Annotated in this window: 14 protein-coding genes; 12 read left to right on the top strand and 2 right to left on the bottom strand. The window is 27.0% G+C overall.

All coding sequences use genetic code 11. The annotated features are described in order from the left end of the window. Nucleotide 1 precedes the first annotated feature (1 nt). From B5D15_RS01145 to B5D15_RS01135, 3 genes are read left to right on the top strand one after another with little or no spacing between them, the layout of a single operon-like run. Nucleotides 2–778 (top strand): ABC transporter permease, encoded by a 777-nt coding sequence (locus B5D15_RS01145; protein ID WP_242948658.1) that lies wholly within the window; start codon nt 2–4, stop codon nt 776–778. Nucleotides 779–780: 2 nt separating this feature from the next. Next, nucleotides 781–2,043, top strand: coding sequence for an ABC transporter ATP-binding protein (locus B5D15_RS01140; protein WP_078695264.1), 1,263 nt, complete (start codon nt 781–783; stop codon nt 2,041–2,043). 17 nt (nt 2,044–2,060) lie between these two features. Beyond that, on the top strand, nt 2,061–3,437 hold the full coding sequence (locus B5D15_RS01135) for a class I SAM-dependent methyltransferase (RefSeq protein WP_078695263.1): 1,377 nt from the start codon (nt 2,061–2,063) through the stop codon (nt 3,435–3,437). Nucleotides 3,438–3,637: 200 nt separating this feature from the next. Here the strand turns inward: B5D15_RS01135 and B5D15_RS01130 are convergent, their stop codons facing one another. Continuing rightward, nucleotides 3,638–4,678 carry an IS6 family transposase gene (locus B5D15_RS01130; RefSeq protein ID WP_078695262.1) on the bottom strand — a complete coding sequence of 347 codons (1,041 nt, stop codon included), beginning with the start codon at nt 4,676–4,678 and terminating at the stop codon, nt 3,638–3,640. A gap of 120 nt (nt 4,679–4,798) precedes the next feature. Here B5D15_RS01130 and B5D15_RS01125 point away from each other — a divergent pair, with 120 nt between their 5' ends. The 3 genes from B5D15_RS01125 to B5D15_RS01115 all read left to right on the top strand — a co-directional run bounded on the left by B5D15_RS01125 (nt 4,799) and on the right by B5D15_RS01115 (nt 8,847). Then, nucleotides 4,799–5,869: a glycosyltransferase gene (locus B5D15_RS01125; RefSeq protein ID WP_078695261.1), complete on the top strand. Its 1,071-nt coding sequence runs from the start codon at nt 4,799–4,801 to the stop codon at nt 5,867–5,869. Between the two features lie 12 nt (nt 5,870–5,881). Beyond that, nucleotides 5,882–8,485, top strand: a complete 2,604-nt coding sequence (locus B5D15_RS01120; protein ID WP_078695260.1) for a glycosyltransferase — start codon at nt 5,882–5,884, stop codon at nt 8,483–8,485. A 194-nt stretch (nt 8,486–8,679) separates the two neighbouring features. Next, nucleotides 8,680–8,847 carry a transposase gene (locus tag B5D15_RS01115; protein WP_078695259.1) on the top strand — a complete coding sequence of 56 codons (168 nt, stop codon included), beginning with the start codon at nt 8,680–8,682 and terminating at the stop codon, nt 8,845–8,847. Between the two features lie 495 nt (nt 8,848–9,342). On the opposite strand, the gene B5D15_RS01105 is transcribed toward B5D15_RS01115, so the two are convergent. Continuing rightward, entirely contained in the window at nt 9,343–10,548 is a 1,206-nt protein-coding gene (locus B5D15_RS01105; RefSeq protein ID WP_078695257.1) for an ISL3 family transposase, read from the bottom strand. 128 nt (nt 10,549–10,676) lie between these two features. Between B5D15_RS01105 and B5D15_RS01100 the strand changes: the two genes are divergently transcribed. The 6 genes from B5D15_RS01100 (at nt 10,677) to B5D15_RS01075 (ending at nt 16,551) form a co-directional block, all read left to right on the top strand. Further along, nucleotides 10,677–11,174, top strand: coding sequence for a hypothetical protein (locus B5D15_RS01100; RefSeq protein WP_078695256.1), 498 nt, complete (start codon nt 10,677–10,679; stop codon nt 11,172–11,174). A gap of 30 nt (nt 11,175–11,204) precedes the next feature. Then, on the top strand, nt 11,205–12,299 hold the full coding sequence (locus B5D15_RS01095) for a glycosyltransferase family 4 protein (protein WP_078695255.1): 1,095 nt from the start codon (nt 11,205–11,207) through the stop codon (nt 12,297–12,299). A gap of 66 nt (nt 12,300–12,365) precedes the next feature. Beyond that, nucleotides 12,366–12,794 carry a hypothetical protein gene (locus B5D15_RS01090; protein ID WP_179122138.1) on the top strand — a complete coding sequence of 143 codons (429 nt, stop codon included), beginning with the start codon at nt 12,366–12,368 and terminating at the stop codon, nt 12,792–12,794. Continuing rightward, nucleotides 12,794–13,894 carry a glycosyltransferase gene (locus B5D15_RS01085; protein WP_078695253.1) on the top strand — a complete coding sequence of 367 codons (1,101 nt, stop codon included), beginning with the start codon at nt 12,794–12,796 and terminating at the stop codon, nt 13,892–13,894. Before B5D15_RS01090 ends, B5D15_RS01085 begins: the two co-directional genes overlap by 1 nt. An 11-nt stretch (nt 13,895–13,905) precedes the next feature. Further along, complete coding sequence (locus B5D15_RS01080; protein WP_078695252.1) at nt 13,906–15,057, top strand: glycosyltransferase family 4 protein; 1,152 nt, start codon at nt 13,906–13,908, stop codon at nt 15,055–15,057. 12 nt (nt 15,058–15,069) lie between these two features. Beyond that, nucleotides 15,070–16,551: an undecaprenyl-phosphate glucose phosphotransferase gene (locus B5D15_RS01075; RefSeq protein ID WP_078695251.1), complete on the top strand. Its 1,482-nt coding sequence runs from the start codon at nt 15,070–15,072 to the stop codon at nt 16,549–16,551. The last annotated feature ends 45 nt before the right edge of the window (nt 16,552–16,596 follow it).

Genomic DNA, 16,596 nt, shown 5'->3' with positions numbered 1-16,596 from the left:
TATGATTGAAGATATAATGGAACTATTTAAATATAAAGAAATGTTAAAAAATTTGGTAAGAAAAGATTTAAGAACTAGATACAAGGGTTCTTTTCTTGGTTTTTTATGGACTTTTATTAATCCATTATTAATGTTATTAGTATATTCGATAGTATTTCCATATTTATTGAGAATTCAAGAGAAAAACTATGCAATGTTTTTATTTGTTGCTTTAATACCATGGATGTTTTTTTCTACATCATTACAAAATGGTGTAAATAGTATTGTATGGAATAATGGATTGATTAAAAAAATATATTTTCCAAGGTTAATACTTCCAATTGCAACTGCAACGAGTGGATTAATGAATTGTATTTATTCAATGATTGTAGTTATTATAAGTCTTATGATAATGGATGTAAGTATTAAATGGTATGTAATTTTTTTACCATTGTTGCTGTTTATTCAATATTTATTAGTATTAGGATTTTGTATTATATTTTCATGTATAAATGTTTATTTTAGAGATTTAGAACATATATTAGGCATAGTTTTGCAAGCATGGTATTTTTTAACACCAGTTCTTTATAGAGTAGATGTATTGCCGAAAAATTTGCAATTTGCCTTAAAATTGAATCCAATGTCTGCACTTATTATATCGTATAGAGATGTTTTATATGATGGTAAATTTCCAAATGTGATGAGTTTAGTGTATGTGTTTATATTTTCTATTTTTTTATTAATATTTAGTATTTTGATTTTTAATAAGTTGAAAATAAGGTTTGCGGAGGAAATATAATTATGGTAGCTATTGAAGTAGATAGAATAACAAAAAATTTTAGGATTTATCAAGACAAACCAACAACATTTAAAGAAAAAATATTGAATATAAAAACAAATAGTTATCATGATATTTGTGTCCTTGATAATGTAAGTTTAAAAATTAATAAAGGAGAAACAGTTGGAATAATAGGGCAGAATGGTTCGGGTAAAAGCACACTTTTAAAATTATTAGCTAAAATTATATATCCAGATAAAGGACATATAAAAATAAATGGTAGAGTAGCCAGCTTGCTTGAATTAGGTGCGGGATTTCATCCGGATTTTACAGGAAGAGAAAATATATATACAAACGCATCAATCTTAGGTTTAAATAAACAAGAGATTGAACAAAGAATTAATGATATAATTAAATTTTCAGAATTAGAAAATTTTATAGATACTGCTGTTAGAACTTATTCTTCAGGAATGTATATGAGATTAGCTTTTTCTATTGCAATTAATGTTGATGCAGAAATATTATTGATTGATGAAATCCTTGCAGTAGGAGATGCAAGTTTTCAAAAAAAATGTTATGAAAAAATGTATGAGTTAAAGAAAAAGGGAGTTACAATAATTTTTGTTTCTCATGACGTAGGTGCAGTAAGGAAGATATGTGATAAAGGTATATGGATAGATAATGGAATTATTAAAAGTATAGGGAATGTTGAAACTGTAATAAATAATTATTTAGAATGTATATCTAAAAAAGATGAAGTTAATAATTCAAAAAATAAAGTTATTAAAAAATATACAAAAAATATTGAAGAAGATAATAATATGAATATCAAAATTTCTAAATATCTAAACAATGCATCAACCAGATGGGGAAATAAAAAAGTTGAAATAGTCGATGTTAAAATAATTAATGAATCAAATGAAATAGTAAATACAGTTACAACTTGTAGACCAGTTGTAATTGAAATAGATTATAAAATAAATTCCAATATTAATAACTGTGTATTTGGTATTGCGATTAAAAGAATTGATGGGTTTTATTGTTATGGTACAAATACTTTTATTGATAATATCGATATTAATAATTTATCCCGAGAAGGCAAAATAAAATTTAGTATTAAATCGGTTGATTTGTTAGAGAATACTTATCTTATTGATGTCGCAGCACATTCAATTTTTGAGGAGATTTATGATTATAGATGTGATATATATAAAATTAATGTTATCGACCCACAAATAAGAAAAGAACAGGGGTTAATAAAATTACATCATGATTGGATTTTTTAATATTTGGAGGAGAAAAAATGAACAAAATTGATGAGAATTATGTTTTAAGTAAAATCGAAAATATTGAATTCCCAAATAAAAAAAATACGAATAAAATCTTAACAATTAATTCAGATGATGAGCTTACACAAAAGGTAATCAATTCACTAACTGTTAATATAAATAATAATAAAGAAAATATTGAAAGTATTTATGATGCTGATAATATAAAAAATATTTTTAATGATCCCAATATTAATTTTTTTATTAACGAGGCTAATGAATCTATTGAGTCTGATTATATAGAAAAAATTACGAGATTGAAGTGGTTAAAAAAAATTGTTAATACTTCTATAAGATTTCATACAAGAATACAAATAAAGTTTAATCGAAGTATAGTGAATTTATTAAATATTATAATAAATAAAATTAAGGAAATTATAGATTTATATGAAAATGATAGATTAAACGTGAAGAATGAACTTGAATATATAAAAAATAATATAGACTTTTTACAGAAAGATAATGATAGAAATATAAAAATAGGGCAACAATTTGATGATATTTTGAACAAATATAAAGAGTTAATAAATATATGCGAAAATGATAGATTAAACGTGAAGAATGAACTTGAATATATAAAGAATGTTGAAATAAATCGACAAATATTTGAGGCTATTAGTAATAAAAATAATAATAAAGATAAAGAGATATATAATATAATAAATACTTTAGATACACGTATTTTGAATCAAGAAAAGTGGTTAGCATTAATCAGTAAGAGAATAGAGGATTATGAATATAATTTTATGAATTTAAGAAAAGAGCTATTCTATGAAGTTTCAAAAAATGTTAAACAAAATAATAAAAAAGTAATTGTACCCAAAATTGCAAATTATATAAGTTTTAGCAATAAATTAAAAATCATGAAAGGAAAATTAAAATTACAGCTTGGTGTGGGAATGACAGACAATAATGAATATATAAATATTGATAAGAGAGAATTGCCTACGGTAGATATAATTGCGGATATAACAAATTTACCGTTTAACAACAATACGATTTTTGAAATATATAGCTCTCATTTAATTGAACATTTTACAAAAATGGATTTAAAGCAGACGATTTTACCTTACTGGTATAATCTTTTATGCAAAGATGGTTTTTTAAGGATAATTACACCTAATATTGAAGAAATGATTAATAGATTTAATGATAAAGAAATAGATTTTAATACTTTATCTGAGGTCATTTTAGGAGGACAAGAATATGAAGAAAATTATCATTACACTATGTTTAGTGTAGAATCATTATCAAAATTATTAATTGAAGTAGGATTTTCTCAAATAAAGATTATTGATGAAAAAAGACTAAATGGGATGTGCTATGAGATGGAAATAATAGCAATAAAATGATTAATATATATGATTGTGTTAAATAAATATGAAAAATAGCGTAGATATTCTTATAATTACACAAAATTGCACAGTTTTTTAGTTAATTTCAATTAATGAAGTTTAATCATACTGGAGTTATGAAAAAAAGGCATGCAGAAGGCACCTACTTAAAACTTAAAAATGTAGGTGTGTTGAGAGTATATACTTTATTTCAATAATTAAGCAGATAGAAGATATTTATTAATATTTTTTTCATCATCTAAAATACAAGCAACTTGTACAGGAATTAGATTGTTTAAAGAATAGTGAGGTCTTAAAAAATTATAATGGAAAATGAACATTGTTATTAGCGTGTTTGCACTCTCAAATGATTTAAAACCTCTTTTACGTTTATACCAGTCTTTAAATGTATCATTAAAAGCTTCTATCAAGTTGTTGGATATATCGTCTTTAAATGATTGAACTTTTATGTGTTTTGAAGTATTAAAAATAGTTTTAGTAGCAAGATTATATGAGCCTAATCTATCGGTCACGATAGCTGATGGGCATCCAAATTTACTTGCAGATTTAAACAAAGCAAAAGCTTGAGAAGCATCTCTTGAAGGAGATAAATTAAAACCAAGAACCATTCTATTTTCTGAATCTATGATTAACCAAAGATAATGTTTCTTACCATTAATGAAAACGACAGTTTCGTCGGCATGCCATTCATCAGAGGCACTTAAATCAAGATTTTTAGTAAGTTTATTAGCTATGCTTAGAAAAATTGGAGCGAATTTTTTGCACCAAGATGCAATAGTTACATGAGAAACTTTGACATTGTAGGTTATTTTAAAGAATTGAGCTATTCTTCTGGTTGAAGAAGCATTTAGATAATAGAGGTTAAGTGCAGTAAGAATTAAAAATAAGGGGAATCTCATTCTTTTAAAATCTGTCTTTCCATTAATTAATTCACAAGATGCAGAGGGGATATTAATAGGTTTTGCAACATAAATAGAATGACCACATTTTTTAGAGTTACAAGTGTAATGGGAATAGTACTCATAATCATGGTGCAAATAAGTACCACTTCCACAAACAGGACATCGAGGATATCCTCTCAATATACGATTTTTCTTACCCTTACAATCTTCAAGAGTGAACTGACGTCTACAATCTTTACATTGATATTTTTGATTACCTGCTTTGTCTTTACCAAAGCGATAAAGATTCTGACTATGGCATCTTGGGCATGAAATTTTATTCAATGATTTGCACATAATTTCATCTCTCCTTCGGAGGTATTTTACTTTTGCAATATATAAGATAACTCAAAGGGGAGATGAAATTCAAATATCATATAACTTAACAAAACTATATATATTAGAAGGAGGACAAATATGAATGTACACCAAGCAATGGATGCAATTGACTATGGGGATGCTGTTAGTAATAGTGTAATTAACTTGAAAGAATTATTAGAAGAAGCAGGATATAATTCTTTAATATATAGCAAGTGGTTTCATCAAAAAGTACATAAATATTATAACCCTATAGAAAAATTAGATGTAAAAAATAATGACATTGTTTTTTACCATTTTTCCGGCAAAAGTGATATATTTAACCAAATTATAAAATTAAGAAGTAAAAAAATTTTAGTTTATCATAATATTACTCCTCCGCATTTTTTTAAGAATAATAAACAATTTTTCAATTTATGTCAGATGGGACTTAATCAATTAAAAGAAAATATCAATCGCTTTGATGGAGCAATAGCGGATTCGGAATATAATAAATTAGATTTAATAGATTTGGGAATGGATGAAAAAAAAATTGATGTAATTCCAATTGTATTTAATTTTGATTTAATTTCTCTGGATAAAACAAATAAAGTTTTATTTTCTAATTATGCAGATAGTAGATATATTAATTTTTTATATGTTGGTCGTATAGCTCCAAATAAAAAAATTGAGGATGTAATAACAATTTTTGAATACTATTATAAAAATATAAATAGAAATTCTAGATTATTTTTAGTTGGTAATTTTGATAATTATTTAGATTATTATAATGAGTTAAAAAAATATATTGATTTATTATTATGTAAAAGAAATATATTTTTTACAGGAAAAGTATCTGATGAAGATTTATATACTTATTATAAATTAGCAAATATATTTATTACAATGAGTGAGCATGAAGGCTTTTGTGTTCCTATTATTGAAAGTATGTTTTATGGAATACCTACAATTGCTTTTAATAGTGGTGCTGTTAAATATACAATGGGTAATGCTGGTATACTTGTAAATGAGAAAAAACATGAAGTTATTGCTAAATTATGTGATAAAATCTTAAATGATAATGACTTAAAGGATGCAATAATATTAGCACAAAGAAATAGGGTATTAGAATTTGATACAAAGAATATATTCTTAAAAATTACAAATATAATAAGAAAATACAATTATTAAGAGAGGTGTTATATGGGAAAAAAGGTTTCTATTGTAATTTGTACATATAATAGAGGATCATTTATAGTAAAAACATTAGAATCTCTTTCAAATTTAAAATATAAAAATTTTGAAGTAATAGTAGTTAATGGACCTTCAACTGATGAAACAAGAGAAATTTTACAGTTGTATAAACATTGTATAAAGATTAGAAATAATAATATTAGGAATTTATCTGTTTCAAGAAATATAGGTATAAGAGCATCGTCTGGCGACATAATAGCGTTTATTGATGATGATGCAATTCCAGATCCATATTGGTTAAATGATATTATATCGTATTATGAAGATGATACTGTTGGAGGAGTTGGTGGGAAAGTTTATGGACCAGGTGCAACTCATTTTCAATTTACTAATGGAACAATAAATTTGTGGGGTGAAACTGAACCGTTAAGGAGCGTGTCAAGAGAGTTTAATGATCCTAATGGCGAAATATTCAATATAATGATGGGGACTAATGCAACATTTAGCAGAAAAGCATTAGAAAAAGTTGGCGGATTTGACGAATATTATGAATATTATCACGATGAAAGTGATGTTGCAGTAAGGCTTATAAGGGCTGGATATAAAATTCTTCATCATCCAAATGCATATATACATCATGAGTTTGCTAAAAGCCATATAAGAACAACTCAATATAAGCTTAATTGGTATCCAATAGTAAAAAATACTGTATATTTTGGATTGAAAAATTCAGAGGGCTATTTTAACTTGGATGTAAGAAAGAAACAAGTTAAGAAGACAGCTGAAAAATGGAAAAATAATTTTAGAAAATGGTATAATAGTAAAGTTATAACTAAAGAAGAATATTCATCATTTATGGATATGTGGGAAAAAGGATTTTCTCAAGGTATGATAGATGGATTAAATACTGAAAGACAGTTAGCAAAAGATTTATCACCAGATTCAGATTTTGTAAAATATGATCCAATTAAAATAAGCATAAAAAAGGACAGATTAAATATTTGCTTATTATGTAAAGATAATCCAATGGTTTCGTATGGAGGAGTAGCTACTTATTCTAAGCAATTAGCTTTAGGGTATAAAGATAAAGGGCATACGGTGCATATTATAACAAGTGGTCAAAAATATGAAACGAAACTTTATAATGATATATATATTCATACGGTAAAAGAAGATGATATTAAGATTAAATTTTTAGAATTACAAGATTATAATATTACTGCTAAAAATATTAATTATAGCTACTTGTTATATAAAACTATATATGAGTTAAATAAAAAATATGATTTTGATATTATAGAATCGCCACTATGGGATTTTGAAGGAATCATACCAGCAAAATTAATAAATATTCCCGTTGTAACCAGATTGCAGACGCCTTTACTTAAGGTGATTGAGACGCAAAAATGGAATATGAATGATGATTTTGCATTAGCATCAAAGTTTGAAAAGAAGCTTATAGAGATGTCTTCTGGTATAATAGCGATAAGTGAAAATATAAAAAAGACAATATCAGAGTTATATAATATAGACTTTGATGATAAATTTGTTAGAAAAATTTATTTGGGAATAGATAGAGATATTGAAAAAAATAAAAATAAGGTTAATAATAATTTTATTACTGTGCTATTCGTAGGAAGATTAGAAAGAAGAAAAGGTATTCATCTAATATTAGAAATAATACCTGAAATATTAGAAAAGCATAAAAATGTTAGATTTAAATTTATTGGAGATGACAGTATAGTTGCAGAGAATGGGAAAACATATAAGGAAATTTTTTATGCTACAAATAAAAATAAAAATATAATAAATAATGTTGAGTTTTTAGGTAAAGTGAATTCAGAAATTCTTAAGAATGAATATAGAAATTGTGATATATTTATTTCGCCGTCTTTATATGAATCTTTTGGGATTATTTTTTTGGAAGCAATGAGGGTTGGCAAACCTGTAATTGGTGGAAATGTTGGAGGTATGAAAGAGATAATAGTAAATGGAGAGAATGGATATTTAGTAGATGTAAATTCATCAAATGATTTACTCGACAAGTTGAATATACTTATTAATGATGAAAATAAAAGAAAAGAAATGGGACAAAAAGGATATCAAAGATTTAATGAATTATTTACTATTAATAATATGTTAGATGATTCAATAGAGTTTTATAAAGATGTTATTTATAGATTTTCACAACAATATTGTAATGTAAGCAAAATTAAAGAAAGTATTGAAGATATATTAATGAGAAAGCAGCCTTATAAATTAAAAAGTGAAGATTTAAAAATCATAGGTTGGAGTCATACTAAACTTCAACAGTGGGGGGATACAGATGTTTTGATGAGTTCAAATAAAGGTGATTCTATTGAATTTTCATCAGAAAAAACAATTAAAATACGATTTTTGAAACATGGTTGGTCGGGAATTGTTAATATTTATAAAGATAATGAAAAATTAGAAATACTTGACTTATATAATAAAGATATAGATTATGATTATTATTATGAAATTAAGAATGATGAAAATATTAAACATTATTTTAAAATAGAGGTATCAGGGGATAAAAATATATGTTCTAATGATGTGGAAGTATGGGTAGGAGATATATATGAATACTAGGTGAATGTATAAGTTTGTAATTTATTTTAGTTTTTTTATAATAATTTTATCAAATTAGAGAGTTTTTCACGATTTTGTTATTAATGGATAGTGTTAATAATATGAAAAGCTTAAATATAGTTGTTAGTATAATTTTGTAGACATATTAACTCGAACAAATTAAAATAAAATTAGAGAGAGGATGTGTCTACAAAATGGCAAGAAATCAAAGGAAATATACCGATGAATTTAAAGATACAATAGTAGAGCTATATAATTCAGGAAAAAGTTTATCAGAGTTCAGTAGCGAATATGGCATTTCAAAATCTACTGTTAACGGTTGGATAAAAAACTTAAGGCCTGTTGTTATTGATGAAGGTTAAATTGTAACTATGAAAGAATATAAAGCATTAAAGCAGGAGATGGCAAGAATTAAGGAGGAAAATGAAATACTAAAAAAAGCCATGGCCATATTCGCAAAAAAGTAGATTTTATCTTTAAATTCATAGATGATAATAAGGACAAACATGATGTTAAGCTAATGTGTAAACTGCTAAAAGTTTCAAGAAGTTCTTATTACAAAAGCCTTAACCAAGTTAAAAGTAAAAGAAGTATTGAGAATAAAAGATTAAAAGAAGAAATTCTTAAAATATATAATGATAATAAAAAAGATTCAACAATGAATTTTGTGATAGGTAGTACACCTACCCCGTCCAGACAAAAGCCTTAGGAAAAATATTCAAGTATTTTTCCATAGTAAGGAAGTATGAATTAACCTATGATGCATGATAATGTATAAAGTTTAATAATATACCTTTACAGGATTTTTAAGTAAAGCGACGTGTTTAGACTACCCCTGTATAGTTAAACTTAAGATTTTAAGCACATTCAAATTCCATCTTCACCCTAAGTTCAAAATTATTATGGTTCCTATATCCATAAGCTCTTCTTTTGATATTTTTAATCTTATGATTATTACCTTCGGTAGGACCATTGGATATAGGAAAATCATAATAGTTTAGTATATATGGCATCCAGTTATCTATGGTTTTGCAAAATATCTTTAGTTCAGGAATATCGTATTCATAAACAAAGTCTTTGTAATACTCGTGGAATGCGATAGCATCTTCTTTTGATGTAATATTAAAGAATTCCCTGAACTCTTCCTTTAAATAGTGGAGTTCATAGATTTTCTCATATTTTGTGCAGGATAATATTAGCCGTAAGGCTTCATCATGTTTGAGATCTTCTACATTTTTAAGAAGAGCCCAGCGAATTTTAAATACTTCGTTCTTTTTACTATTTTTCTTAATATGATTCTGAATGTGTTTTCTTGCATCATCTACATTTTTATGAAGTTGTTGTGATATGTGGAAACGATCAATTACTGGTTTGGCATTAGGGAAACACTCTAATACAGAATGGCAATATCCTCTGCTCATATCCATAGATACCGCCTGAATACCTTCTCTTACGTCCATAGGGATGGTATGAAGGTAAGATATAACATCCTCCTTCTTGCGTCCAGTAATTACAGCAACTACGTTGCCTGTTTCATGGTTGTATATAACGGTATCATAGTTATGGCCCTTTTTTGTAGCTATATCATCGATACCAAGGAGTCTGAGGGACTCAGGGTTCCTATTCTCTAAGATACTATTTGCATAAAAGTTGTATATACTCTGACATGTTGCTTCACTGATGCCTGTAATTTCATGAGCATTCTTCACAGTGCTTTTAAGCATTAGAGAAAATATATACTTCTCATATGGGGTAGTAATCCTTTGATATCTCCTTATGAAACTAAAGGATTCATCAAAGGGGTGTTCAGGATCACAACTGCAGACATAACGCTTTTTAGTAAGAATAATAATAGTTTCCTTATCCCATACAGGAAGGTGTTTATAAGGCTGACGCCTTGAATCATGAACAGTTTGGGTTATTTTCTTACATTTAGGACATACAGCAAAATTATGTTTAGACTCAGCATAAATATAAACAATTCCATCAATTACATTAGCAGAAGTTACCTCTAAATCTTGCAATCCAATCAGACTTTGGATAAAATTTAAATCTAAAGTCATTTTGATACCTCCTTTTTGGTTGTGTTTGCAAGATAATCATAATAGAGGTATCGGGTGACTTTAAACTTTTTTACCATGGAAATTCCAATGTAAATTATGGAACAGTTTTTAAATCACAAAATTTGTTGTTGAACCAAAAATTATGTATTTTTTTAATAAGTTTTTCTCTAATTTTAACAGGGTGTTCAAGTAAAAAAGTTCAAACTAATAGTATTAGTTCTGAAAATGCTTTTAATCAGCAACAAAATAATAAGAATAAACAATGTACTAAAATTGTGAAATTTAAGCCTCAATATAAGGAGTGGTATAAAAGAGAGTTTAACGGTTGGCAACAAAATTATGGAATAATGAGTTGGCAAAAGGGGGCCAATATAGAGTTTGTTTCAAATAAAACATTTGCAATAGGATTTTTAAAACATGCTTGGTCAGGTAAAGTTGCAATTTTTAAGGATAATAAGTTAATGGATATATTGGATTTATATTCTCAAAATATGCAAATAGATTTTAAATATGATGTTAAAAATATTGATAATAAAGAGCATACTTATAAAATAGAAGTTTTAGGAGAAAAAAACAATCAATCTAAAGGAATAGAAGTTTGGATAGACTGTATATATGAGTATTAAAATATGCATATTTATATTTAGGAGCATAAGATGAAAATTATTGTTAATGCTACAATTATTAACAACAAAAGAGCAGGTATAGGCAATTATGGATATAATCTAATAAGTAATTTAGTCAATGAAAAGGACGTGAATTTTACATTTATTCTTCAAAAATGTATTAAAATTGATTATAATAATGTACACTATACAAAAAATTATATTAAAAGTTACCAAAGAATAATAGATGAGCAGCTTTTTCTACCATTAAAATACAGAAAATATGATCTTGTTCATTTTATTGATTATAGCAGTCCGATAATAAATATTGGAATTCCTTTTATAGTTACGATACATGATTTATCTTTCTATAAGTATCCAGAAATGTTTTCACAAATGAGCAGAACTCTAAAACAGAGATTAACACCATTAAGCATTAAAAGAGCCTCATTAATTATTGCGGATTCAAATAGTACCCGCAATGATATAATAGAGTATTTTCAAACGGCAGCAGAAAAAATACGGGTTATATATCCAGGTAAGCCTAACTTTAGAAAGATTAATGATATAACTATAGTTGAAAATATTAAAAATAAATATGGTATTAAAGGAAGATATATTTTAGGTGTATGTACTTTAGAACCAAGAAAAAATTTAAAAAGACTTGTACAAGCATTTGAAATTATTTATAAATATTATAATGATATTTATCTTGTGTTAGTTGGACAAAAAGGATGGCTTTATGATGATTTAATGCTTAAAATTGAAAATAGCTTTATAAAAGATAGAATAATTACAACGGGTTATATTAGTAAAAAGGAGCTTGAATGTATTTATAGCGGGGCTGAAGTTTTTGTATATCCAAGCCTTTATGAGGGGTTCGGCCTGCCTCCACTTGAAGCAATGTGCTGCGGTGTCCCTGTAGTTGTATCAAATAGTTCATCGCTTCCTGAAGTAGTCGGGGATGCAGGTATATATTGTGATCCTTATAGTATTGAAAGCATTGCTGAAAGTGTATTAAGTATTTTAAAAAACCAAGAAATAAAAAAACACCTATCTATTGAAGGTATTAAAAGATCTGAAAAATTCAGCTGGCAAAAAGCTGCACAAAAAGTTATGGAAGCATATAGAGAAATACTGGAGTGATTATTTTACGAAAAAAATAAAAACTATAATTATATTTTTTATATTTCCTTTTTTTCTATTGTCCTTTTGCTTTTTAATGCAGAAATAGCTGAACAAAGGTATAAAGGAGTTGACATGTCAAAACTTTCACAATATAATGCTTTGATTAACAGTGATATAAATGAGATAATTATGCATCCGAATGAAATAAATAAAATTAAAATTAAAGTTAGAAATACAGGAACAATGACATGGATTCCTCAAAAGGAGAAATCTATAAATATATCTTATCATATTTTAGATAGAAATGGTAAAACAATATTGCGAGATGGGGAAAGAACAGGATTACCCTATGCAATAAGAACAGGTGAAGAAGCTTTAATTGATATGAAGCTAAAGTCTCCTGATACTGAAGGAAGCTATAAAATTGAAATAGATATGGTACATGAAGGAGTTACATGGTTTGAGCAAAAAGGTTCTAAAACTCTAATAATAAATCTTGAGGTGAAAAAATAGTGAAGGTAGCAATCGTACATGAATGGTTCAGTGGTATTGGAGGTTCTGAAAAAGTAGTTAAAGTTTTTCACGATATATATCCAGAAGCTCCAGTTTATGTGTTAATTCATGATAAACATAAGATGCCTGAAGAATATAATAATATGGATATAAGAACTTCATATTTACAGAAGATACCATTTGCAAATAAAATATATCAGAATCTTTTACCTTTTATGCCTGGTGCTGTGGAAAGGTACGATTTGTCAGAGTATGATCTTGTATTAAGCTCTTCAACATGTTGTGCTAAAGGAGTAATAACTAAATCTGATACTTTGCATATTTGTTATTGCCATACACCGATGAGATATGGGTGGGATTTATATTTTGATTATTTAAAAGGTAAAAATAAATTTATGCAGTGGATTATAGCTTCTCAGATGAAAAACATAAGAATATGGGACAGGCTTTCGGCGGATAAGGTTGATTATTTTATTGCTAATTCAAATAATGTGGCACGAAGAATATTAAAAAATTACAGGAGAGAATCAAGAGTAATATATCCTCCTGTTGATACTGATTTTTATACACCAAGTAATAAAGATGATAATTTTTACCTTATTGTATCAAGATTAGTATCTTATAAAAAGGTTGACATTGCTATTGAAGCATTTAATAAATTAGGACTGCCCCTTATTATAATTGGCAGAGGTCCCGAATATAAAAAATATAAAAAGCTTATTAAAAGCAATATTAAATTGTTAGGGCATCTTTCAGATAGTGAAGTTAGAGAGTATTATAGAAGATGCAAAGCTTTTATTTTCCCTGGGGAAGAGGATTTTGGGATAACTCCTGTAGAAGCACAGGCATGTGGCAGACCTGTTATTGCGTATGGGAAAGGTGGAACTCTTGAAACTATAATTGAAGGCAAAACTGGTATTTTTTTCTATAAACAAGATGCAGAGAGTCTTATTGAAGCTATTCAAAAGTTTGAAAAAAGTTCTGATGATTTTGATAAGGATTTTATAAGAAAGTATGCAGAAAAATTTAGTGTTAATAGATTTAAAAATGAAATAATAAGTTTTATTGAAGAAAAGATATATGAATTTAAAAATTTATAAAGAGGGTATGTATGAAAATAGGAATGGAGCTTCAGCCTATATTTAAGGATAAAACTGGAATAGGATGGTATACATATAATATAATAAAAGAAGTAATCAAACTTGATAAAGATAATGAATTTATTGGGTATGGTTTCAATTTTGCTGGAAGGAATAATATTTTACCAAATATTAAAGATTTGAATATTGAATATGATATATGTAAAGTAATTCCGTATGGGCTTTATTCAAGACTGTGGGATTATATTCCAATAAAATATAACAATTTTTTTCGCAATAAAGCAGATATTTATCATTTTTTTAATTTTATTGTTCCTCCTAATATAGGTGGAATTGTTATAGTAACAGTATATGACGTGGTGTATAAAAGGTTCCCAGAAACTATGACAAAAGCTAATTTTAATAGATTAGAAAAAAACCTTCAAAGATCAGTGGATAGAGCAGATATAATAATTACAATATCTGAAAACTCAAAAAAAGAAATAATTGAATATCTAAATGTAGCAGAAGATAAAATTAGAATTATTCCTATCGGCATTGAAATAGAAAAGTATAGAAAAAAATATTCAGAAAATGAGATGATAAAAGTAAGAAAAAAATATAACATTCCTAATGAATATATTTTATATTTAGGTACATTGGAGCCAAGAAAAAATATTGAGACTATTATTGATAGTTATGCTTTATATAAAAAGAATGGTGGTAATTTAAAATTAGTCATAGCAGGGAAAAAAGGATGGATGTACGATTCGATTTTAAATAGAGTAAAACAATATTCACTTGGCGATGAAGTGATTTTTACTGGTTATGTTGATGAAGATGATAAAGCATGCATTTATAAAATGAGCAGCTTATTTTTGTTTCCATCGTTTTATGAAGGATTTGGCATTCCTGTTATTGAAGCTATGGCAGCAGGAACACCTGTTATCACTTCAAATACATCTTCATTACCTGAAGCAGCTGGAGATGCGGCAATATTTGTAAACCCTAAAGATATAAACGCAATTGCTGATTCAATGTTAAAAATTGCAAATAATGATTATTATAAAAAAGAATTAATAATTAAGGGATTAAAGCAAAGTGAAAAATTTTCTTGGGAAAAATCTGCAGAGAAATTAATAAATATATATAATGAATTTGACAAAAACATTGGGATGAAATGAGTGATATAAAATATGATTAAACAAAATCAGCAGCATTTTAACAGATTACAGGTTTTATTAGATGTTGTATGTATTTTAGCATCTCTTTTTCTTTCATGGTTTATAAGGTTTAAAAGCGGGATTGTAGGAGTTGAAGGAGGGTATCTTTCCTTTGATGTATATTTAAAATACGGGTCTGCCGTTATACCTGCTTATCTATTCTTTTATAATCTTTATAAGCTTTACTTACCAAAGAGAACCAAAACAATATTAAGCGAATATATTGATGTTTTTAAGGCAAATCTGTTAGGACTTTTAATATTTATTTTTGTTTTATATATTACAAAGGAAATCAATTATTCGAGAGTATATCTTTTTATATTTGGAATTATTAATTTTATTATTACTATTTTAGAGCGAAGTTTTGTAAGGCTTGTTTTGAGGAATTTAAGAAGAAGAGGGAAAAACTTAAAGCATATAGTTTTTGTCGGCTTAAGCGACGGCGCAAAGGATTTTATAAATAAGATAAATATAAACAGTCATTGGGGATATAATATTGTTGCTATATTTGATGATGAGCTTAAAAGAAGATTAAATGAAAACTATATATATAAAAATGAACTTGTTGCAGCAACTAAGGAATATGTTGAATTTTATGAAAGAAAAGTAGATGAGCTTTATAAAAACGATGCAATATATAATTACAGCGAGCTTGAAAAGGTATTAGGATGTTTAAATATAGATGAAGTTTTTATAACACTTGATATAAATGAGTATAATAGAATGAAAAAAATACTTGATTTATGCGAAAAGTATGGGGTTAGGATTCAGATAATACCTGCTTATTACAAATATATACCTTCAAAACCCTATCTTGAAGAGATAAACGGCATACCTGTTATATCAGCAAGATATATACCTCTTGACTTGATTTCTAATAAGATTATAAAAAGATTATTTGATTTAATTTGTTCCTTTATATTAATTATATTATTTTCTCCAATTATGATTATTGTTGCGGTTATAATTAAACTTACATCGCCAGGTCCTGTAATTTTTAAACAGGAGCGTGTGGGATATAATAAAAAGCCCTTTATAATGTACAAGTTCAGATCAATGAAAGTTCAAAGCAGCGAAGAAGAAAGGGTGAAGTGGACAACTAAAGATGATCCAAGGAAAACAAAGTTTGGAGAGTTTATTAGAAAGACAAGCCTTGATGAGCTTCCGCAGTTTTTCAACGCTTTAAAGGGAGATATGAGTATCGTAGGCCCCCGCCCTGAAAGACCATATTTTGTAGATAAATTTAAAGAGGAAATCCCCCAATACATGGTAAAACATCAGGTAAAGCCGGGCATTACAGGATGGGCACAGGTTAACGGCTTAAGAGGGGATACTTCAATTAAAAAGAGGATAGAGTATGATTTATATTATATAGAAAACTGGAGTTTGTTTTTTGATATTAAGATAATGTTTTTAACTGTGTTTAAAGGGCTTGTAAATAAAAATGCATATTAATGCCGCATAGCTGACAAGTGACAAACTTTTTAATATATATTAAAG

It is taken from the genome of Caloramator quimbayensis (assembly GCF_900167605.1).
GTDB classification, from domain to species: Bacteria; Bacillota; Clostridia; order Clostridiales; family Caloramatoraceae; genus Caloramator_B; species Caloramator_B quimbayensis.
Note: the sequence above shows the minus strand (reverse complement) of the source record. Positions and strands in the feature narration are given on the sequence as shown.

Bases quoted from the DNA above. Each gene is read 5' to 3' on its own strand.
- B5D15_RS01115 (WP_078695259.1), top strand. From the start codon at position 8,680: ATGGCAAGAAATCAAAGGAAATATACCGATGAATTTAAAGATACAATA.
- B5D15_RS01130 (WP_078695262.1), bottom strand. From the start codon at position 4,678: ATGTGCAAATCATTGAATAAAATTTCATGCCCAAGATGCCATAGTCAG.
- B5D15_RS01105 (WP_078695257.1), bottom strand. From the start codon at position 10,548: ATGACTTTAGATTTAAATTTTATCCAAAGTCTGATTGGATTGCAAGAT.
- B5D15_RS01080 (WP_078695252.1), top strand. From the start codon at position 13,906: ATGAAAATAGGAATGGAGCTTCAGCCTATATTTAAGGATAAAACTGGA.
- B5D15_RS01135 (WP_078695263.1), top strand. From the start codon at position 2,061: ATGAACAAAATTGATGAGAATTATGTTTTAAGTAAAATCGAAAATATT.
- B5D15_RS01095 (WP_078695255.1), top strand. From the start codon at position 11,205: ATGAAAATTATTGTTAATGCTACAATTATTAACAACAAAAGAGCAGGT.
- B5D15_RS01145 (WP_242948658.1), top strand. From the start codon at position 2: ATGATTGAAGATATAATGGAACTATTTAAATATAAAGAAATGTTAAAA.
- B5D15_RS01075 (WP_078695251.1), top strand. From the start codon at position 15,070: ATGATTAAACAAAATCAGCAGCATTTTAACAGATTACAGGTTTTATTA.
- B5D15_RS01120 (WP_078695260.1), top strand. From the start codon at position 5,882: ATGGGAAAAAAGGTTTCTATTGTAATTTGTACATATAATAGAGGATCA.
- B5D15_RS01125 (WP_078695261.1), top strand. From the start codon at position 4,799: ATGAATGTACACCAAGCAATGGATGCAATTGACTATGGGGATGCTGTT.
- B5D15_RS01140 (WP_078695264.1), top strand. From the start codon at position 781: ATGGTAGCTATTGAAGTAGATAGAATAACAAAAAATTTTAGGATTTAT.